The organism is Micrococcus antarcticus (assembly GCF_044872765.1).
Taxonomy (GTDB): Bacteria; Actinomycetota; Actinomycetes; order Actinomycetales; family Micrococcaceae; genus Micrococcus.
On record NZ_CP085253.1, the window covers coordinates 1,790,598 to 1,810,007 of the forward strand.

General features: G+C 73.0%; 17 protein-coding genes and 2 tRNA genes. 14 read left to right on the forward strand and 5 right to left on the reverse strand.

Annotation, left to right across the window (positions count from 1 at the left end; all coding sequences use genetic code 11):
• The first annotated feature begins 664 nt into the window (after window positions 1-664).
• The 9 genes from dnaN (at window position 665) to LG274_RS08445 (ending at window position 10,046) form a co-directional block, all read left to right on the forward strand.
• Complete coding sequence (gene dnaN / locus LG274_RS08405) at window positions 665-1,780, forward strand: DNA polymerase III subunit beta (protein WP_248116725.1); 1,116 nt, start codon at window positions 665-667, stop codon at window positions 1,778-1,780.
• Window positions 1,781-1,799: 19 nt separating this feature from the next.
• A complete protein-coding gene (gene recF / locus LG274_RS08410) occupies window positions 1,800-3,011 on the forward strand; it encodes a DNA replication/repair protein RecF (RefSeq protein ID WP_404463916.1) in 1,212 nt (403 codons plus the stop codon).
• Window positions 3,004-3,576 carry a DUF721 domain-containing protein gene (locus tag LG274_RS08415; RefSeq protein WP_248116721.1) on the forward strand — a complete coding sequence of 191 codons (573 nt, stop codon included), beginning with the start codon at window positions 3,004-3,006 and terminating at the stop codon, window positions 3,574-3,576. The genes recF and LG274_RS08415 overlap by 8 nt, the downstream gene beginning before the upstream one ends.
• Before the next feature lie 330 nt (window positions 3,577-3,906).
• A complete protein-coding gene (gyrB, locus tag LG274_RS08420) occupies window positions 3,907-6,048 on the forward strand; it encodes a DNA topoisomerase (ATP-hydrolyzing) subunit B (RefSeq protein WP_348983742.1) in 2,142 nt (713 codons plus the stop codon).
• A gap of 291 nt (window positions 6,049-6,339) precedes the next feature.
• Window positions 6,340-9,021, forward strand: coding sequence for a DNA gyrase subunit A (gene gyrA / locus LG274_RS08425; protein WP_404466041.1), 2,682 nt, complete (start codon window positions 6,340-6,342; stop codon window positions 9,019-9,021).
• Window positions 9,018-9,518, forward strand: coding sequence for a DUF3566 domain-containing protein (locus LG274_RS08430; RefSeq protein WP_248116719.1), 501 nt, complete (start codon window positions 9,018-9,020; stop codon window positions 9,516-9,518). Before gyrA ends, LG274_RS08430 begins: the two co-directional genes overlap by 4 nt.
• 126 nt (window positions 9,519-9,644) lie before the next feature.
• Window positions 9,645-9,718, forward strand: a tRNA-Ile gene (locus LG274_RS08435).
• A gap of 56 nt (window positions 9,719-9,774) precedes the next feature.
• The gene (locus tag LG274_RS08440; protein WP_404463919.1) at window positions 9,775-9,948 is read left to right on the forward strand and encodes a hypothetical protein; all 174 of its coding nucleotides are present in this window, start codon (window positions 9,775-9,777) and stop codon (window positions 9,946-9,948) included.
• A gap of 25 nt (window positions 9,949-9,973) precedes the next feature.
• Window positions 9,974-10,046, forward strand: a tRNA-Ala gene (locus tag LG274_RS08445).
• 11 nt (window positions 10,047-10,057) lie between these two features.
• On the opposite strand, the gene LG274_RS08450 is transcribed toward LG274_RS08445, so the two are convergent.
• Window positions 10,058-10,645, reverse strand: a complete 588-nt coding sequence (locus LG274_RS08450; protein WP_248116715.1) for a hypothetical protein — start codon at window positions 10,643-10,645, stop codon at window positions 10,058-10,060.
• A gap of 126 nt (window positions 10,646-10,771) precedes the next feature.
• Here LG274_RS08450 and LG274_RS08455 point away from each other — a divergent pair, with 126 nt between their 5' ends.
• The gene (locus LG274_RS08455; RefSeq protein WP_404463921.1) at window positions 10,772-11,539 is read left to right on the forward strand and encodes a queuosine precursor transporter; all 768 of its coding nucleotides are present in this window, start codon (window positions 10,772-10,774) and stop codon (window positions 11,537-11,539) included.
• Here the strand turns inward: LG274_RS08455 and LG274_RS08460 are convergent.
• Window positions 11,512-12,525, reverse strand: a complete 1,014-nt coding sequence (locus LG274_RS08460; protein ID WP_404466043.1) for a nucleoside hydrolase — start codon at window positions 12,523-12,525, stop codon at window positions 11,512-11,514. The genes LG274_RS08455 and LG274_RS08460 overlap by 28 nt on opposite strands.
• A gap of 55 nt (window positions 12,526-12,580) precedes the next feature.
• On the opposite strand from LG274_RS08460, the gene LG274_RS08465 reads away from it, so the two are divergent.
• Window positions 12,581-12,805, forward strand: coding sequence for an amphi-Trp domain-containing protein (locus LG274_RS08465; RefSeq protein ID WP_248116708.1), 225 nt, complete (start codon window positions 12,581-12,583; stop codon window positions 12,803-12,805).
• A 63-nt stretch (window positions 12,806-12,868) separates the two neighbouring features.
• Here the strand turns inward: LG274_RS08465 and LG274_RS08470 are convergent, their stop codons facing one another.
• On the reverse strand, window positions 12,869-14,038 hold the full coding sequence (locus tag LG274_RS08470; RefSeq protein ID WP_404463924.1) for a hypothetical protein: 1,170 nt from the start codon (window positions 14,036-14,038) through the stop codon (window positions 12,869-12,871).
• Between the two features lie 207 nt (window positions 14,039-14,245).
• Here LG274_RS08470 and LG274_RS08475 point away from each other — a divergent pair, with 207 nt between their 5' ends.
• Together LG274_RS08475 and LG274_RS08480 are read left to right on the forward strand one after the other, a co-directional pair.
• Window positions 14,246-14,779: a peptidylprolyl isomerase gene (locus tag LG274_RS08475; RefSeq protein ID WP_282442663.1), complete on the forward strand. Its 534-nt coding sequence runs from the start codon at window positions 14,246-14,248 to the stop codon at window positions 14,777-14,779.
• A gap of 104 nt (window positions 14,780-14,883) precedes the next feature.
• Window positions 14,884-15,738: a rhomboid family intramembrane serine protease gene (locus tag LG274_RS08480; protein WP_404463926.1), complete on the forward strand. Its 855-nt coding sequence runs from the start codon at window positions 14,884-14,886 to the stop codon at window positions 15,736-15,738.
• 196 nt (window positions 15,739-15,934) lie between these two features.
• Here the strand turns inward: LG274_RS08480 and LG274_RS08485 are convergent, their stop codons facing one another.
• On the reverse strand, window positions 15,935-16,246 hold the full coding sequence (locus LG274_RS08485) for a cell division protein CrgA (RefSeq protein ID WP_248116700.1): 312 nt from the start codon (window positions 16,244-16,246) through the stop codon (window positions 15,935-15,937).
• Window positions 16,247-16,410: 164 nt separating this feature from the next.
• On the opposite strand from LG274_RS08485, the gene LG274_RS08490 reads away from it, so the two are divergent.
• Window positions 16,411-17,067, forward strand: coding sequence for an aminodeoxychorismate/anthranilate synthase component II (locus LG274_RS08490; RefSeq protein ID WP_248116698.1), 657 nt, complete (start codon window positions 16,411-16,413; stop codon window positions 17,065-17,067).
• 48 nt (window positions 17,068-17,115) lie between these two features.
• Here the strand turns inward: LG274_RS08490 and pknB are convergent, their stop codons facing one another.
• Window positions 17,116-19,395, reverse strand: coding sequence for a Stk1 family PASTA domain-containing Ser/Thr kinase (pknB, locus tag LG274_RS08495; RefSeq protein ID WP_404463929.1), 2,280 nt, complete (start codon window positions 19,393-19,395; stop codon window positions 17,116-17,118).
• Window positions 19,396-19,410 lie beyond the last annotated feature (15 nt).

Genomic DNA, 19,410 nt, shown 5'->3' on the forward strand with positions numbered 1-19,410 from the left:
GCGGTCCACACCCCTGGGGACGGTGGCCGCGCACAGGGTGGGGAGCCAGCCTCGAGCGAGGAGTTCTCCACCGTCATCCACAGGCGTCCACAGGCGTGAACCGCATGATTCCGCGGATCCAGCGAGGTGTGGACAAGGTCTGTGGACAGAACTGTGGACGGCCGGAGGACAAACGGTGCAGCGCACCGCACAACCTCCCACACCCCTGTGGACGACGTCGGTGGGCTGCGATCGGCTCATCCACCGGCCGTGCACACCCCCGACGGGACGGAATCCCCACGCCCCCCACAGCGAGATCGGCGGCCTGACGCCGCACATCGCGGTTGTCCACAGAATCCACACGTGCTATTACCCCTACTGACCCTTCCGTAGAGATCCTGTCAAGCAACATCAAGGCTCCCTGCGCCGCGCCCCGCTCCCGGCCCCTGCCGGGCCCCTGAATGACACGTCCTCGGCAGCCCTCCACAGAGCGGGGGTGAACTGACACCGCCCGCGCCGAGCGCCTATGCTGACGTTCACGTGACGGCTCGCCGAACCGCGGTCCCGCACCGCACGCCCGAGTCCGTCACCGCCGAGGCCTCCCATCCCCTCCGCCGGCGCTCGCGCCGAAGAGGGACGGGTCTCCCATGACCGACGTCCCCGCCAGAGAGGCAGTGCAGAGCTCGTGAAGTTCACCGTCGAACGCGACATCCTCAGCGACGCCGTCTCCTGGACCGCCCGCTCGCTCTCCCCGCGGCCCCCCGTTCCGGTGCTCTCCGGCCTGCTCCTCACGGCGGAGAACGGCCTGGTCTCCCTGGCCAGCTTCGACTACGAGACCTCGGCACGCCTGGAGATCGAGGCGGACGTGGAGGCCGAGGGCCAGGTCCTCGTGTCCGGGCGCCTGCTGAACGACATCGTCCGCTCCCTGCCCGCCGCCCCCGTCACGGTGGAGCTCGACGGCGGCAAGGTCGTGGTGACGTGCCGCTCCTCCCGCTTCGCCCTGGCCACCATGCCGGTGGGCGACTACCCCTCGCTCCCGGAGCTGCCGACGGCCGTCGGCACCGTGGACGGCGCGGCCTTCGCGCACGCCGTGGCGCAGGTGACCGTGGCCGCCTCCAAGGACGACACACTCCCGATCCTCACCGCCGTGAAGGTCGAGATCGACGGCGACACCATGACGTTCCTGGCCACGGACCGCTACCGGCTGGCCATGAAGGAGATCCGCTGGACCCCCGCGGACCCCTCGATCTCCACCTCGCTGCTGGTCAAGTCCCGCACCCTCACCGAGGTGGCCAAGTCCCTCGGGGGCGGCGGTGACCTCGAGATCATGGTCAGCGAGAAGGTGGACCTCGTGGGCTTCGCCTCCGGCGGTCGCCGCACCACCTCGGTGCTCGTGGACGGCGAGTACCCCAAGATCCGCTCCCTCTTCCCGGAGTCGAGCCCCATCCAGGCCGTCGTGGAGACCGGCGCCCTCGTGGAGGCCTCGCGGCGCGTCGCCCTCGTGGCCGAGCGCAACACCGCGCTGCGCATGGTGTTCCGGGAGGGCGAGGTCAGCCTCGACGCCGGCACGGGGGACGACGCGAGCGCCACCGAGTCCGTGCCCTGCACTCTCGAGGGGGAGGAGATCACGGTCGCCTTCAACCCGTCCTATCTCTCCGAGGGCCTGGCCGTCGTGGACCAGCCGCAGGTGCGCTTCTCCTTCACCGCCGCTCCGAAGCCCGCGCTGCTCACGGGCGTCTCCGAGGACGCCGGCACCGTCTCCGACTACCGGTATCTCGTGATGCCGGTGCGCCTGGCCTGACGGGCCCGGCCCCCACCCCGTGCGCCTGTCCCGCCTGACCGTCCAGGACTTCCGGTCCTACCGGTGGGCCGACCTCGAGATGCAGCCGGGCTCCACGGTCCTGCTCGGGGCCAACGGCGTGGGCAAGACCAACCTGGTGGAGGCCATCGGCTACCTGGGGTCGCACCAGTCCCACCGGGTGAGCGCCGACGCGCAGCTCGTCCGCTTCGGCCAGCCCGGCGCCAGGATCGCCGGCCGGGTGCACCGCGGCTCGCGCACGGTGGCGCTCGAGCTCGAGATCCTCCCGGGCCGCTCGAACCGGGTGGCCATCAACCGCGGCGCCCCCGTGCGGGCCAAGGAGGGCCTCGGCATCCTGCGCACCGTGGTGTTCGCCCCCGAGGACCTCGGCCTCGTCACGCAGGACCCGGGCGGCCGCCGTCGCTTCCTCGACCAGCTCATGGTGCAGCTGCGCCCCGCCCTGGGCGAGGCCGCCTCGGACTTCGAGCGGGTCCTGCGCCAGCGCAACGCGCTGCTGAAGTCCGCGCGGCGTGCCCGGCGCTGGGGCGCGGAGGAGGAGTCCACCCTCGCGGTGTGGGACGAGCACCTGTGCGCGGCCGGAGCCCGGCTGCTGCACGGCCGGCTCCACGTGCTGCGCCTGCTGGCCCACCCGCTCCAGGAGATGTACGCGGCGCTGACCAACGGCTCCAAGGCCGCGACCTACGCCTATGACTCCACCGTCCCGCTGGCCCGCGGCACGCACGCGGAGGTCCCCTCCGTGGCCGAGCTGGCCGCGGACATGGCCACGGCCCTCCTCGCCCAGCGCGACGAGGAGCAGGCCCGCGCCCTCACCCTCGTGGGCCCGCACCGGGACGAGCTGACCCTCTTCCTGGGCCCGGCCCCGGCGCGCGGCTACGCCTCGCACGGGGAGACCTGGTCTCTCGCGCTCGCCCTGCGCCTCGCGGCGTACGACGTGCTCGTGGCCGACGACCCGGATCCGGACGGCCGTCCCGTGCTGATCCTCGACGACGTCTTCGCGGAGCTCGACTCCGCCCGGCGCTCGCGCCTGGCCCGCCTCGTGGGGCGCGCGGAGCAGGTGATCGTCACGGGCGCCGCCGTCGAGGACATCCCGGCGGAGCTGACCGGGCCGCGGATCCTCATCCGTCAGGACGCGGAGGGATCCGAGGCCGTGCCGGCCGCCGACCCGGTGGAGGGAGACATCCGCGCCCCCCGCGAGGGCGGCCGCGATGGCTGAGCCGGAGCCCCCGTTCACCCCGGACCGCCCGGACCTCGCCCTCGTGCAGCTGCGCCGGGTCCGCGACGCCGCCCGGGAGCGCGGAGAGGCCCCCCTGCGCACACGAGGGAGCGGCGCGGGGCTCGCGGCGTCGATGGCGGGTACGGGCGGCGGCCCCCGCGGGCACGACGACGGCGTCCGTCGTCGCCGGCCGTTCTCCGGCGCGGACCGGGACCCGGCCGAGGTCTCCGACGTCTTCTCCCGCCTCATCCGGGACCGCGGCTGGTCCACGCCCGTGGCCGTGGGCTCCGTGCTGACGCGCTGGACCGAGCTGGTGGGCCCGGAGATCGCGCTGCACTGCCGCCCCGAGTCCTTCGAGAACTCCGTGGTGCGGGTGCGCACCAGCTCCACGGCATGGGCCACGCAGCTGCGGCTCATGGCGCCGGTGCTGCTCGAGCGGTTCGACGAGGCGCTCGGCCCGGGCGTGGTCACGCGCCTCGAGGCGCTCGGCCCGCAGGCGCCGAGCTGGCGGAAGGGCCCGCGCACCGTGCGGGGCGGCCGCGGCCCCCGTGACACCTACGGGTGACCCGGGACCGTAGGCGCCCCTCTGACGCACGGAGGGCCCGTCAGACGGCCCGGGTGTCCTGGACGGGATCCCGCACCCCTCCTGAGGGGTCTCTGGGGCCGCTCAGGGGCGGTCTCGGCCTCCGCCTTCCGCGATGTGGCGGGCACGAGGGCGGCAAGCGCCTAGACTGGTGGGGAACTGCGGAGCCCCGGTCCCATCCGACGCTCCGCCCCCGCAGCAGCCCGTCCGCGTCCTCCCGCAGGACCGCGGCGCCGTCCGCCCCCCGGCCGTGCGCCCGCGCGCGGGATGCCACGTGAGGATGCCGCCGACGTTGAGGAGTGACCAGCACCCGTGAGCGACGCAACGCCCGAGAACCCGGCCGAGGTGCCCGCGGCCACGCCGCAGCCCGAGACGCCGCAGGCCTCCGCCGAGGCCGCGCCGGCCCCGCGCGACCGCAAGGTGCCCGGCGACTACGGCGCCTCCGCCATCACGGTCCTCGAGGGCCTCGAGGCCGTGCGCAAGCGCCCCGGCATGTACATCGGCTCGACCGGCCCGCGCGGCCTCCACCACCTCGTGTACGAGGTGGTGGACAATTCCGTGGACGAGGCCCTGGCCGGGTACGCGGACGGGATCGACGTGACGCTGCAGGCCGACGGCGGCGTGCGCGTGGAGGACAACGGCCGCGGCATCCCCGTGGACGTCCACCCCACCGAGGGCAAGCCGACCGTGGAGGTCGTCATGACGATCCTGCACGCCGGCGGCAAGTTCGGCGGCGGCGGCTACGCCGTGTCCGGCGGTCTGCACGGCGTGGGCATCTCCGTGGTCAACGCGCTCTCCCGCCGCGTGGACACCGAGGTGCGCCGCCAGGGCCACGCGTGGCGCATGAGCTTCGCGAACGGCGGCGTGCCGCAGGGCGAGCTCGTGAAGGGCGAGGAGACGGACGCCACCGGCACCGTCCAGACCTTCTACCCGGACCCGGAGATCTTCGAGTCCGTGGAGTTCGACTGGGAGACGCTGCGCGCCCGCTTCCAGCAGATGGCGTTCCTGAACAAGGGCCTGCGCATCACGCTCACGGACGAGCGCGTCCAGGAGGACAACGCGGTCCAGGACGACGAGATCGTGGGGGAGGGCACCGTCGGGGACGCCCTCGAGGAGAACGGCCTCGACGAGGCCGCGCCCGCGCCCCAGCGCCGCACCGTGACCTACCGGTACGAGAACGGCCTGCTGGACTACGTGCGCCACCTGAACTCCTCCAAGAAGGTGGAGCTCGTGCACGAGGACGTCATCGCGTTCGAGGCCGAGGACGGGGACCGATCCATGGCCGTCGAGGTGGCCATGCAGTGGACGGGCGCCTATTCGGAGTCCGTGCACACGTACGCCAACACCATCAACACCCATGAGGGCGGCACCCACGAGGAGGGCTTCCGCAGCGCCCTGACCGCCCTCATCAACCGGTACGCGCGGGACAAGGAGATCCTCAAGCCCAAGGAGGACAACCTCACGGGCGAGGACATCCGCGAGGGCCTGACGGCCGTGCTCTCCGTGAAGCTCGCAGAGCCGCAGTTCGAGGGCCAGACGAAGACCAAGCTGGGCAACTCCGAGGCCCGCGGCTTCGTGTCCAAGGTGGTCACGGAGCACCTGGGCGACTGGCTCGAGCGGAACCCGGGCACCGCGAAGGAGATCATCCGCAAGGCCATCCAGGCCTCGCACGCCCGCCTGGCGGCCCGCAAGGCGCGTGACCATGCGCGGCGGAAGTCCCCGCTCGAGTCCTTCGGCATGCCCGGCAAGCTCGCCGACTGCTCCTCGAAGGACCCAGCGCGCTGCGAGGTGTACATCGTGGAGGGCGACTCCGCCGGCGGCTCGGCCAAGCAGGGCCGCAACCCGGACACCCAGGCGATCCTCCCGCTGCGCGGCAAGATCCTGAACGTGGAGCGCGCCCGCCTGGACAAGGCCCTCGGCAACGCCGAGATCCAGTCCATGATCACGGCGTTCGGCACCAACATCGGCGAGGAGTTCGACCTCTCCAAGCTGCGGTATCACAAGATCGTGCTCATGGCCGATGCGGACGTGGACGGCCAGCACATCACCACGCTCCTGCTCACGGTGCTGTTCCGCTACATGCGCCCCCTCATCGAGGCGGGCCACGTGTTCCTGGCCCAGCCCCCGCTGTACCGCGTGAAGTGGTCCAACGCCCCGCACGACTACGTGTTCTCCGACGAGGAGCGTGACGCCGCGATCGAGGCCGGCCTGGCCCGCGGCTGGCGCTACCCCAAGGACAACGGCGTGCAGCGCTACAAGGGCCTGGGCGAGATGAACTACCAGGAGCTGTGGGACACCACCATGGACCCGGAGCACCGCACCCTGCTGCAGGTGACCATGGAGGACGCGGCCGCCGCGGACGCCGTGTTCTCCATGCTGATGGGCGAGGACGTCGAGTCCCGCCGCGGCTTCATCCAGCAGAACGCCAAGGACATCCGCTTCCTGGACATCTGATCCGCGCCCGACGCGCGGGCGGGCACCCCACGGGTGCCCCGCGCGTCGGGCCCCCGGACTTCCCCTGCATGAGCTGACGAGGACGAGAGGACCCGCGTGAGCGAGACGACCCCCCCGGAGAACGAGTCGCCGGAGAACGAGACGCCCGAGACCGAGATGCCCGAGGGCACCGCCCCGGAGGGCGGCGTGCACGCCGCCGTGGTCCCGGCTGAGGTGAGCGAGGGCATCGAGCACTACGTGCTGCCCGAGGGCGCGGCCGACAAGGTCGAGCCCGTGGACCTCGAGTCCGAGATGAAGCGCTCCTACCTGGACTACGCGATGGCCGTGATCGTCGGCCGCGCGCTCCCGGACGTGCGCGACGGCCTCAAGCCCGTGCATCGCCGCGTCCTCTACGCGATGTACGACGGCGGCTACCGCCCGGACCGCTCCTTCAACAAGTCCGCCCGCGTGGTGGGCGAGGTGATGGGCAGCTACCACCCGCACGGCGACACGGCGATCTACGACGCCCTCGTCCGCCTGATCCAGGACTGGGTGCAGCGCTATCCGCTCGCGCTCGGCCAGGGCAACTTCGGCTCGCCCGGCAACGACGGCGCGGCGGCCCAGCGCTACACCGAGACCAAGATGGCCCCGCTGGCCATGGAGATGGTCCGGGACATCGACGAGGACACCGTCGACATGCAGGAGAACTACGACGGCAAGCAGCTCGAGCCCGTCGTCCTTCCCGCGCGCTACCCGAACCTGCTGGTCAACGGCTCCTCCGGCATCGCCGTGGGCATGGCCACCAACATCCCGCCGCACAACATGCGAGAGGTGGCCTCCGGCGTCCAGTGGTACCTCGAGCACCCCGAGGCCACGCGCGAGGAGCTGCTCGAGGCGCTGCTGCAGCGCGTGCACGGCCCCGACTTCCCCACGGGCGCCCAGATCCTGGGCCGCAAGGGGATCGAGGAGGTCTACCGCACCGGCCGCGGGCCCATCACCATGCGCGCCGTGGTGAACGTGGAGGAGCTCCAGGGCCGCACGTGCCTCGTGGTCACCGAGCTGCCGTACATGACCAACCCGGACAACCTCGCCGCGAAGATCGCGGAGATGGTGCGCGACGGCAAGATCAGCGGCATCGCGGACATGCGCGACGAGACCTCGGGCCGCACGGGCCAGCGCCTCGTGATCGTGCTCAAGCGGGACGCCGTGGCCAAGGTGGTGCTGAACAACCTCTACAAGCACACCGAGCTGCAGTCCAACTTCTCCGCGAACATGCTCGCGCTCGTCGACGGCGTGCCGCGCACCCTCTCGCTCGACGGTTTCGTGCACCACTGGGTGAAGCACCAGATCGACGTGATCGTGCGCCGCACCGCGTTCCGCAAGCGCAAGGCCGAGGAGCGCGCCCACATCCTGCGCGGCCTGCTCAAGGCGCTCGACATGCTGGACGAGGTCATCGCCACCATCCGCCGCTCCGCCTCGGCCGAGGTGGCGCGCGAGGCGCTCAAGGAGCTCCTGGACATCGACGACGTCCAGGCGCAGTCCATCCTGCAGATGCAGCTGCGCCAGCTCGCTGCGCTCGAGTCCCAGAAGATCCAGGACGAGTACGACGAGCTCATGGCCCGGATCGCCGCGTACACGGAGATCCTGGAGAGCCCGCAGCGCCAGCGCGAGGTGGTCTCCGGCGAGCTCGCGGAGATCGTGGCCAAGCACGGCGACGACCGCCGCACCGAGATCGTGGCCGGCTTCGACGGGGACATGTCCATCGAGGACCTCATCCCCGAGGAGGAGATGGTCGTCTCCATCACGCGCGGCGGCTACGTCAAGCGCACCCGGATCGACCAGTACCGCTCCCAGGCGCGCGGCGGCAAGGGCGTGCGCGGGGCCACCCTGCGCGGCGACGACGTGGTGGAGCACTTCCTCACGGTGTCCACGCACCACTGGCTGCTCTTCTTCACGAACTTCGGCCGCGTGTACCGGATCAAGACGTACGAGCTGCTCGAGGCCGGCCGGGACGCGAAGGGCCAGCACGTGGCCAACCTGCTCGCGTTCCAGCCGGACGAGCGGATCGCCCAGATCCAGCCGCTCACGGACTACTCCCGGGCCCCCTACCTCGTGCTCGCCACGCGGGGCGGCCTCGTGAAGAAGACCCCGCTGCTGGACTACGACACGAACCGCACCGCCGGCCTGATCGCGATCAAGCTGCGCGAGGGCGACGAGCTCGTCTCAGCCCGGGTGGTCTCCGACACGGACGACCTCGTCCTCATCTCCCGCCTGGGCCAGTCCCTGCGCTTCACCGCCACGGACGAGGCGCTGCGCCCCATGGGCCGCGCGACCTCCGGCGTGACCGGCATGAAGTTCCGCGGCGGCGACTCCCTGCTGGCCATGGACGTCATCCGGGCCGAGGGCGACGACGACGCGTACGTGTTCACCGTGACCGACGGCGGCTACGCCAAGCGCACCCGCGTGGGCGAGTACCGCCTGCAGGGCCGTGGCGGCCTGGGCACCAAGGTGGCCAAGCTCGTCGACGACCGCGGCGGCCTCGCCGGCGGCCTCGTCGTCCACGGGGACCAGGAGGTGCTCGTGGTGATGGCCTCCGGCAAGGTGGTGCGCTCCGCCGTCGCGGGCGTGCCCGCCAAGGGCCGCGACACGATGGGCGTGATCTTCGCGAAGCCGGACAAGAAGGACCGGATCGTGGCCGTGACGCTCAACAACGAGCAGGAGATGGTGGCCAAGGCGGACGCGGAGGCCGATGCCGAGGCGAACGCGCCCGAGGCGGCCAGCGAGGCCCTCGGCGACGCCGCGGATCCGGCGGTCAGCACGGCCGGCCTGGGCGTCGTGGCCGGGGTGGAGACGGGAGCCGACGAGGCCTCCGAGGGCGTGGCGGGCCCGGATGTACCCTTGGACGCAGCAGCCGATCAGAACGACCCCGTAGCCGCGGACGACGGCGCCCTCGAGGCGTCCGATGCTGAGGATGCAGACGGAGGAGAGCAGTGAGCACGTCCGCAGCGCAGCGCCCGTCCGGCTCCGGCCGGGCCGCGGGCGGCACGGAGAGGTCCTCCCGTCCGGTCCGCAAGGCCACCTCGTCCGCGGGGCAGGAGAACCTGGTCCGCGCCGTTCCCAAGGCGAAGGTGCGCCGCGCGCGCCTGATGCTGAGCCGGATCGACCCGTGGTCCGTGCTCAAGCTCGCGTTCCTGCTCTCCGTGGCCCTGGGCATCCTGACCGTGGTGGCCTCCGTGGCGCTCTACTCGCTCGCCGACGTCACGGGCGTGTTCGAGAAGGTCAACGGCATCCTGGGCACCGTCCTGGGCGTGGAGGCCGGCCGCTTCACGGTGCAGAGCCTCGCGCCGCTGAGCACCGTGACCTCCCTGGCCACCGTGCTCTCCGTGCTGAACGTGATCCTGCTGACCGCTCTCGCCACCGTGTTCGCGCTGCTGTACAACCTCTGCGCGTCCCTCGTGGGCGGCATCGGCGTCACGCTCACGGACGACTGACCGCCGCCGTCGGTCTCTCCCGTATGGGCCGACGGCGGTGGGCGTCCGCGCGCATTTGCGCCGGGCGCCCGCGCTCGTGTAGTGTCATCTCCTGTTGTGAACGGCTTCTGCCGAGAACGACGGTGAGGGCGTATAGCTCAGGCGGTTAGAGCGCTTCGCTGATAACGAAGAGGTCCCAAGTTCAAGTCTTGGTACGCCCACTCCCACCACAGAGCCCCGGTCCGCTGGGGCTCCGTTCGTACCCGGAGGGTTTCCCATGGATCGTCTGGCCCGCGTCGCCCTCGTGGCGGCCGCCGCCGCGGCGGCCTACGGAGCCCGCACGTGGCGGGCGAACCGTGAGGGGAAGGAAATCTGGGCCTCGGCCACGGATGGCCTGCCGGAGAGCGTGTCCCACGCGGACCCGGCGCCGAAGGACCGACCCGCCTCCTGAACCGGAGACGTGGAGCGGACCGCTCGGGGGCATGGCGCAATTGGTAGCGCACCTGCTTTGCAAGCAGGGGGTTAGGGGTTCGAGTCCCCTTGCCTCCACGGACGGACCATCACGAGGGCCCCGCCGGACGATCGAGACGATCGGCTCCGGCGGGGCCCTCGCCGTCTCTGCAGATCTCGCCCGTGCGCCCGCCGCGCGCTGACCGGTCCACGAAGTGGACCACGGACGTCCCGGGGACCGTCAGGAGGGTGTCCGGCGCCCTGCCCTCCCCGGTCCACGAGGCCCGCTGACGCCGCGCCCAGGCGGCGACGCCCGGGAGGGACATCACGAGGCCCGCCCAGAGGACCAGCCCGCCCGTGACGGCCAGGTAGCCCGCGGCGACCGGTGCACCCGGCGTGGCCTCCCACGCGGTGTGCACCACGGCATACGCGAGCAGTGCCGTCACGGCGAGACGCATCCGGCGCCGCTTCGCCTCCTCCTCCGGGCTGCGGGGCGGCCCGTGCAGCGGCGGGGGCGCTGCGCGCGGCGGGCGGAGGAGGACACGTCCGGCCGACCACCAGGCGGCGCCGCAGAGGAGGAGCATCAAGGTCACCTGCCGGCGATCCCGCCTGCCGAGGAGCGGGCTGCCGGTCCACGCCTCCAGCACCCCCCACGCCGGGAGGGCGAGGCCCAGCACGGTGACCACGGCCCCTCCCACGATTCGCCTCCTCCCCTCCATGCCGCCGACGCTAGCGGCCCGCCCCACGCCTCCGGGATGCCCTGTGGACAACTCGAGCCGCCGCCGTCGCGCCGGGCCTGCCCCGCGGGATGGTTGGATGGGTCGGTGAACACCACCGAACACCCGACCACAGACCAGCCCGCATCTGGGCAGGGCCCCACGTCCTACGCCGCGGTGCCCCACAGCTACTACGACATCTTCGTGGGCGTCTTCGTCGCCCTCCTCATCCTCTCCGGCGTCACCGCCGCGAAGCTCTTCTATGGGCCGACGGTGCCGATCCTCTCCGACGTCTTCTACGAGGGCGGCCCCCTCATCTTCGACGGCGGCGCCTTCCTGTTCCCGTTCGTCTACATCATCGGCGACATCCTGGCCGAGGTGTACGGCTGGCGCCGGGCCCGCCGCGCCATCGTCCTCGGGTTCGCGATGCTCGTGCTCGCCGCCCTCACCTACACGGTGGTCTCCTGGACCACGCCCGTCGAGAACTTCGAGGTGTGGGACCAGGCCCTCGCGCCCATGCTGCGGATCACCGTGGCCGGCATCGTCGCGTTCCTCGTGGGCTCCCTGCTCAACGCGTCCATCGTGGTCCGCCTCAAGGAGCGCATGAAGGAACGGCACGTGGCGTTCCGGCTCATCCTCTCCACCGTGGTCGGCCAGTTCTTCGACACCCTGGTCTTCTGCACCATCGCCTACGCCGGCACCATCTCGCTGCTGGAACTGGCGAACTACACGGCGACCGGCTTCCTCTACAAGACGCTCATCGAGATCCTCATCGTGCCCGTCACCCTGCTGACCATCCGAGCCCTCAAGAAGCGGGAGCCCACCTACCGGGCCCCCGGCTTCGAGATCTACCGCGAGGCCTCGCCGGCCGCCTGAGCGAACGCCGCGAACACCGCATCGGGGTCGTTGCCCGTGACGCGCCGCGCGTTCGGGCGGCGGCCCCAGATGCCGCGGTCGTCGTGCACCGTGGTGCCGCGCAGCAGGTCCGATTCTGCCTCCACGTCGATCACCGTGACCGCCGTCGTGATCTCCGCCTGACCCGTGGCCACCTGCGCGGCGAACAGGTCGTGCAGGTGCGCCACGTAGCCCTGGTCGTAGTCGTGGTGGAACTCGAAGTAGAACCGCAGCGCGTCGGCCAGCACGTCCAGCACGGCGCTCCCGGTCCCCGCGAGGGGGCCGGGCTGCCGGACACGGTCCGCGCTCCACCCGACGGGGGAGCGGCCGGCGTCCGCGAGGAGCGCGTCCAGCAGGGCGGGGGTGTACGCGATCCGCTCCGTGGTCTCGAGCGCGCACACGATCGGCAGCCGCTCCTCGGGCAGCCCCTCGAAGGCCGCGAAGACCTCCTTCGCCGCGTCCGGGTCACACCACGTGTTCCACTCCGCGGTGGGCGTGGTGTTGCCGGGGTGGTGGAAGGCGCCGCCCATGATCACGATCTGCTTCGCCAGCTCCGGCAGGCGCGGCTCGGCGCGCAGGGCGAGGGCCAGGTTCGTCAGGGGAGCAGTGCACAGCAGCACGCTCTGGCCCGGATGTGCCCGCAGCTCCTCGAGCCACACGTCGAGCGCGGGGCGCGCCGAGATCCGCTCCTCGCGCCACGGCACGCGCGCGTAGCCCAGCCCCTGCGGCCCGTGCGTCTCCGGGGTGGTCTCGGCCGGGCAGCGCAGGGGGGCCTCCGCACCCAGGGCGACCTCGACGTCGTCGTGCCCCAGGACCTCCAGCAGGCCGGCCGCGTTGAGGGCGCACTGCCGGGCGGAGGCGTTGCCGCCCACCGCCGTCACCGCCGCGATCTCGGCGCCGGCGCCCACGAGCTGGATCAGCGCGCACGCGTCGTCGATGCCCGGGTCCATGTCCACCAGCACGCGCATACTCACGGTCCGGACCCTATCGCCTTCCGCCGCCGCGCCCGCTAGCCTCGGCCTCATGAGCGAGCTCTTCGAGAACGAGCAGAAGCAGTCCATGACCCGCGAGCAGGCGGCCGCCCGCCTGCGCGAGATCGCCGACCAGCTCTCACGCCAGAACGAGGTGCGGGTGGTGCAGGGCGGTCGCGACGTCGTCGTGGCCGTGCCCGACCGGGTGGAGCTGGAGGTCGAGGTGGAGGTCGAGCAGGGCGGGACGTCCGAGCTGGAGATCAGCCTGTCCTGGTGACCGGCTGACGGCCCCCCACGACGTCGAGGCCCCGCCGGAGCGATCCGGCGGGGCCTCGTCATGTCAGCGGGTGGGCTCGCCCGGCACGCGGGCGTCGGCGTCCGCCACGGCCTGGCCCTGGCCGACGACGCGGTGGCCCGTGGCCTCGGCGACGGCCTCGCGCTGCTTGGCGTAGAGATCGTTCGCCGCCCCGCGCTCCACCACGGGGATGTTGGCGGTGATGGGGCCGGGGGTCGGCGCGGCCCACGGGTCCTGCACCGGCTTGGTGAGCTTCCAGATCGCGAAGCCGGCGCCCGCGGCGGCGGCGGCCATGCCCGCGACGATCCAGCCGCGGCCGCCCGCGCGCTCGGAGCGGTCGGCCTTGCGCGCGGTGCGCTTGAGGTCCTTCTCGGTCTGGCCGGCGTAGTGCTCGGCGCCCTTGCGCAGCTTGGCCACAATCTTCTTGTCCCCGGTGAGGGCGATCAGGGCCTGCTCCACGGAGGTGGGCACCTGGACGTCGTGCGCGGTCTGGCGGGCGCTGCCGGCCACGTCGGCCAGACGCGAGGCGGCGACGGGCGCGAACTCCTCACGGCGCTGCTCGGCGTAGCGGGAGGCCTCGGCGAGGCGCTCCTGGACCTGCGGGGCCAGCTTCTCGCCCTGGTCCTGGACGGCGGCGACGGCGGCGGCCAGGAGCCCGGCGGCGGTGAGCCCGCCCTTCGCGGCGGCGTCCTTGGCCTTGCCGGCCTTCTGGGCGGTCAGGAAGCCCAGCACGTCGGCCTTCGTGTCCGCCTTCTTGGCGGCGCCGCGGGCATCCTTGCGGACCTGCTTGGTCTTCTTCGCGCCGCGCTTGCCGGCCTTCTTCGCGGCCTTGCGGGCGGACTCGGCCTCCTTGGTGAACTCCTCGCCCAGCTCGGCGGCCTGGTCCTGGAGCGCGGAGAAGAACTCGTGCAGGCCGTCCTTCTGCTTCGCGACCACGGGGGCGACGGCGCCCAGGCCGCCGGCCACGGCCTTGCCGGCGCGCTCGGCCAGGGGGGCCATGTCCTGCTTGACGTCCTTGGCGCGGCGGCGGCCCTCCTCGGCGGCGAGGGTGGTGCCCACCTCGCCGAAGGCGGTGCCGGCCTCGCCCCACGCGAGGGCGGCCTCGATCCTGGGCAAGGCCCAGTGGCGCAGGATCTCGCCCTGGCGGGTCAGGAACGTGTCCGCCCCGCCGTCGTGCTGGATCGCGGAGTCGGTGGTCGGGTTCTTGCGGGCCATGTCTGCCTCCCGTGCAGTCGGATGTTCGCTGGACTGGTCGTCTCCGGATCAGCCTAGTGGCGTGCGGTGGCCATGGCACGGTCCGAGCGCGCCCCTTCTTCGAGCACCGCCCCGCCGGGGCGCCGCGATTCGGCCCACCGCGAAGACGCGGAGGGCGCGTCGCTCGAGCCGGGGCAGGCGGGGGCCGCGGGTGGAACAATGACGCCCATGACCGCCAACGCAACGCACACCGCGACCATCCACACCAACCACGGCGACATCGTCGTCGAGCTCTTCGGCAACCACGCGCCGAAGACCGTGAAGAACTTCGTGGGCCTCGCCACCGGCGAGCAGGAGTGGACCCACCCCCAGACCCGCGAGAAGAACAACGGCGCCCCGCTGTACTCCGGCACCGTGTTCCACCGCATCATCAAGGACTTCATGATCCAGGGCGGCGACCCGCTGGGCATGGGCGTCGGCGGCCCGGGCTACCAGTTCGGGGACGAGATCCACCCCGAGCTCCAGTTCGACCGCCCCTACCTGCTCGCCATGGCCAATGCCGGCCCCGGCACCAACGGCTCGCAGTTCTTCATCACCTCCGTGCCCACCGGCTGGCTCAACGGCAAGCACACCATCTTCGGCGAGGTGAAGGACGAGGCCTCGAAGGAGATCGTGGACCAGCTCAACGCCGTCGCCACGGACCCGCGCGACCGCCCGCTCGAGGACGTCGTGATCGAGTCCATCGAGATCGCCGAGGCCTGAGCGGCCCGCTCCCGGTGAGCACCACCCCCGAAGGACCGCACGGCCCGGAGTCCGCGCACGGCACACCCCCGGTGTGCCCGCGGCATCCGGGCCGTGCGGCGTATGTGACCTGTCCCGCGTGCGGCCGCCCCGCGTGCCTCGAGTGCCAGCGCCCCGCCGGCGGCGCCATGGTGTGCGCGGACTGCGCCGCGGCGCCCGGCAGCGGCGCCGCCCCGACGCCGTCGTCCGCCCCCGCGCGGGCGTCCCGTGGGCGCGGCGGCGTCCTCGGCGCCCTGACCGCGTCACCGACGACGACCGGCCTCATCGTGCTCACCGCCCTCGTGTACGCGCTGCAGTGGCTGTACCGGGACCCCGTCACCGGCGTGACGCCGTCCCTCTGGTACGCAGGCCTCTACACCTCGCCGCTGGCCTTCGAGCCGTGGCGCCTGCTGACCTACGCCCTCGTGCACGACGTCTCCGGGCCCACTCACCTGGCCCTGAACCTGCTGGCCCTGTGGGTGATCGGCCGCGTGCTCGAGCCGGTGCTGGGCCTGTGGCGATTCCTCGCCCTGTACGCGATCTCGGCGGTCGGCGGAGCCGTGTTCGCCCTGTGGACCTCCGACCCGCTGCAGCCGGTGGTGGGCGCCTCCGGCGCCGTCTACGGGCTCTTCGCGGCGCTCTTCCTCCTCACGCGGATCGGCGGCGGTCAGGTGCGCTCGATCGCGGTGCTCATCGGCCTGAACCTCGCGGCCTCCTTCGCCCTGCCGGGGATCTCGTGGCAGGTCCACGTGGGCGGCCTGCTCACGGGAGCGGCGGTCGCCCTGGTCCTCACCCGGCTCGGCCCGCTGCCGGGCACTCCCGGGCGGGGGCGCGGCGGGGTGGGCGCCCAGGTGGCGGGCCTCGTGGTCGTGCTGGCGGCACTCGGGGGCCTCACCGCCCTGGGGGCCTCCCGGATCGGACTCGACGCGCTGGTGATGTGAGCCGTGCCGGTCCGCGCCGCGCGGGCCGGCAGGCCGGCCCGCGCGGTGGCGGACTGTCCACAGGGGCCCTGTGCAGGAGTGGCCCAGTCACCGTCCACACCTGTGGACAAACCCGGGGACAACTGCTTCAGCCGCGTCAGCGGGCCGATGAAGTTCTCCACAGGGTTGTCCACCGCTGTGGAGAATCACACCCGTGTCATTCGCTCCAGCGGGACATCATGAGGAACCCGAGAAGGGCGAGGCCGAAGCCGATGAGGATGTTCCAGCCGCCGAGGCCCACCAGCGGGAAGAGCCCCTGCGTGAGGTAGTAGGTGCAGACCCACAGCAGGCCGAGGATCATCAGGCCGAACATGACGGCCTTGTACCAGCGGGGCAGGGGAGCGGGCCCGGCGTCGACGACGCCGAGGTCGGTGCTCACGGAGGAGGCGCGGGCGCCGGAACGGGCCCTCTCGAGCTCGGCGCGCTTGCGGCGGGCCGAGTCCTTGCGCTTGCCGGAGGGGGCTGCCACGGTGATGCTCCTTCTGCTGCCCGGGTCCGGGCGTCGCGGGTGGGACGTGGGGGTCCAGGGGCCACGCGGTATCCTTCCCTGACCTGCCGAAGGACCGGCGCGCGGCGTGCCGGGCCAGTCTATGCACCCCGCCCTCGCGCGGCGGGGAGGAAGAAGCGGCCCTCGTGAGCGACTCTCCGGTCTCCGTGCTCGTCGTCGACAACTACGACAGCTTCGTCTACACCCTGGTGGGCTACCTCCAGGAGCTGGGCGCCCGCACCACCGTGATCCGCAACGACGAGGTGGACGCCGAGCGCGTCCTCGCCCTGGCCGCGGAGCACACGGCGGTGCTCATCTCGCCCGGGCCGGGCGCGCCCGCCGACGCCGGCGTCTCCCTCGACCTCATCCGCTCCGCGGCCGACGGCGGCCGGCCGCTCTTCGGGGTGTGCCTGGGCCACCAGGCGATCGCGGAGGCGTTCGGCGCGACCGTGACGCACGCTGAGACGCTCATGCACGGCAAGACGTCCGTGGTGCGCCATGACGGGCATGCGACCTTCACGGGGCTGCCGGAGCGCTTCACGGCCACCCGCTACCACTCGCTCGCCGCCGTGCGCGACACGGTGGACGAGTCCGTCCTGGAGATCACCGCGGAGACCGACGACGGGGTCGTGATGGGCCTCGCGCATCGCACGGCCCCGCTGTGGGGCGTGCAGTTCCACCCCGAGTCGGTGCTCACCGAGGGCGGCTACCGCATGCTGGGCAACTGGCTCGAGTCGGTGGGGCTGGACGGCGCCGCCGAGCGCGGCGCGCAGCTCACGCCGCTCGTCCGCGAGGACGCCTGACCACGAAGGCCCACGAGGACGGCTGAGCGGTCCCCGCCGCCCCGCGGCTCACGTGGAGGGCGTCGGCTCGATCGAGGGCTCGGGGACCACGGGCTCCACGCCGCCCGAGGTCGAGGGGTCCGGATCGGCCGGTGCGGTCGGCTCCGGGTCGGGTGCCGGGCCACTGGGTGAGGGCTCCGAGGGGTCCGGGCCGGGCACGGGATCGCTCGGCGGTTCAGTGCTCGGGTCCGGGGTCGGCTCGACGGAGGTGCTCGGCTCCGGGTCGTCGCTGCTGGGCCGCGGGTCGCTCGGAGGCGCCGGGGCCGCGGTGGTCGGATCCGGCCGCGGGGCGGTGGCGGGCGGCTCCGCCGGCGGGGGGTCCCGCGTCGGCTCGGGCTCGATCCAGGACGGGGCGGGCGCGGCCGGGTCCTCCACCAGGGCGGGTCCCTCCACGGTCGCGAGCGCGGAGGAGGACGTGGTCAGCGTGATCGCGGACCGGATGTCCACGCGAGTCCCCGCGGGCGGATCCTGGCCCACCACGACGCCGGTGTCCACGGCCCCGCCCCCGTCGGACTGGACGCGGGTCGCCAGGTCCGGGGCCGTCCGGCGCAGCGTCGCCTGGGCGTCCTCCACCGTCATCCCCACCAGGTCCGGGACCGGCACCATGCCGGAGGAGAGGTAGAGGACCACGGGAGTGCCGGAGTCCACGCCGCTGCCGAGCGACGGGTCCGTGCGCACGAGCCGGCCCCGCGCCATCCCGCCGGCGTCCTGGTACTCCACGGAGGACACGGACAGTCCCAGCCGCTCCAGCTCCGCGCGCACCGTGGACTCGGGCGCGCCCTGCAGGGACTCCGGGACCACGACGTCGGCGGGGCCGCGGGAGACGTGCACGCGCACCTCGGCGCCCCGGTCCATGGCGGCGCCGGCGGCAGGATCGGTGTCCACCACGTGCTGGGCGGGCACGGAGGCGTGGAACACCGGGACGACGGCGGCGGTGAGGCCCGCGTCCGAGAGCGCCGCCACGGCCTCCGCCTCGGTCCGGCCCCGCAGGTCCGGCACCGTCGAGGGGCCGAGGCCCCGCCCGCCCAGCGTCAGGGAGAGGACGGCGGCCAGGAGCAGCAGCACCGCCCCCATGGCGCCCACGAGGGCCAGGAGCCGACGGCGGGACGTCCCCGGCTCGGGCGGCGGCGGCGCGGCATGGGAGCCCGCGGGCGTCGGGGCTGCGGGCGCGAGCGCCAGGGGGACGGTGGTCGGGCGGGCCGGGGCCACCGCGTGATGCGAGCCGGTGCTGGGGGAGCGTCCGTCCACGGAGGCCGCGGCGGCGAGCTGGGCGGCCGAGGGTGCTCCGGGCAGGGAGGTGCCGGCCACGGCGTGCCCGGCCACAGCCTGGGTGTCCGCGTCGTCGGGCGCGTCGTCGGGCCGTCCCCCCTCGCCCACGGCGGGCGGCGCCGCCGGGAGCGCGCGGGTGACCGGTCCCTCCTCGGCGAGGGGGAGCGCGGTGGGGTCGGCGACGGCGGCCTCGAGGGCACGGCGGAACTCGGTGGCGGAGGCGTACCGCTCGGCCGGGTCCTTGCGCAGGGCGCGCAGCACCACGGGGTCCAGCGCCGGCGGCAGCCCGGAGGCCACCTCCGAGGGCGCGGGAGGGGTTTCGCGCACGTGCTGGTAGGCGACCGCCAGAGGGGTGTCCCCCGTGAACGGCGGCCGTCCCGTGAGCAGCTCGAAGAGCACGCAGCCCGCCGAGTACAGGTCGGCGCGGGCGTCCACCGCGCGCCCCGTGGCCTGCTCGGGGGAGAGGTAGAGGGCGGTGCCGACCACGGTCTGCTGGGACGTGTTCGCCGAGGTGTCCGCGAGGGCGCGGGCGAGTCCGAAGTCCGTGACCTTCACGTCCCCGGCGGGGGTCACCATCACGTTGGCGGGCTTCACGTCCCGGTGGACGATCCCCTCCGCGTGCGAGTGCTCGAGGGCCTCGAGCACGCCCACCGTCCACGCGGCGGCGCGCCGCCATGGCACGCACCCGTCGTCGAGGACCTCGCGCAGGGTCCGCCCGGAGACGTGCTCGAGGACCAGGAACGGGCAGTCGACGGGATGGTGCTGGTCCTCGCTCATGCAGACGTCGCCCGTGTCGTACACGCCCACGATCGAGGGGTGGTTGAGGGCGGCGGCGGCGCGGGCCTCGCGCCGGAACCGCGCCTGGAACTGGGCGTCCCGGGCGAGGTCCGCGCGCATCAGCTTCACGGCCACCGTCCGGTTCAGGCGCAGGTCCCGGCCGCGGAAGACGTCGGCCATGCCGCCGCGTCCGATCAGCTCGTTGATCCGGTAGCGGTCGTTGAGGATGCGGGGTCCGGGCACGGGCACCTCCGTCGG

Coding starts and splice junctions, on each gene's coding strand:
- gyrA (WP_404466041.1), top strand. CDS start 6,340: ATGAAGCGCTCCTACCTGGACTACGCGATGGCCGTGATCGTCGGCCGC.
- LG274_RS08470 (WP_404463924.1), bottom strand. CDS start 14,038: ATGGCCCGCAAGAACCCGACCACCGACTCCGCGATCCAGCACGACGGC.
- LG274_RS08465 (WP_248116708.1), top strand. CDS start 12,581: ATGAGCGAGCTCTTCGAGAACGAGCAGAAGCAGTCCATGACCCGCGAG.
- LG274_RS08460 (WP_404466043.1), bottom strand. CDS start 12,525: ATGCGCGTGCTGGTGGACATGGACCCGGGCATCGACGACGCGTGCGCG.
- LG274_RS08475 (WP_282442663.1), top strand. CDS start 14,246: ATGACCGCCAACGCAACGCACACCGCGACCATCCACACCAACCACGGC.
- LG274_RS08415 (WP_248116721.1), top strand. CDS start 3,004: ATGGCTGAGCCGGAGCCCCCGTTCACCCCGGACCGCCCGGACCTCGCC.
- LG274_RS08440 (WP_404463919.1), top strand. CDS start 9,775: ATGGATCGTCTGGCCCGCGTCGCCCTCGTGGCGGCCGCCGCCGCGGCG.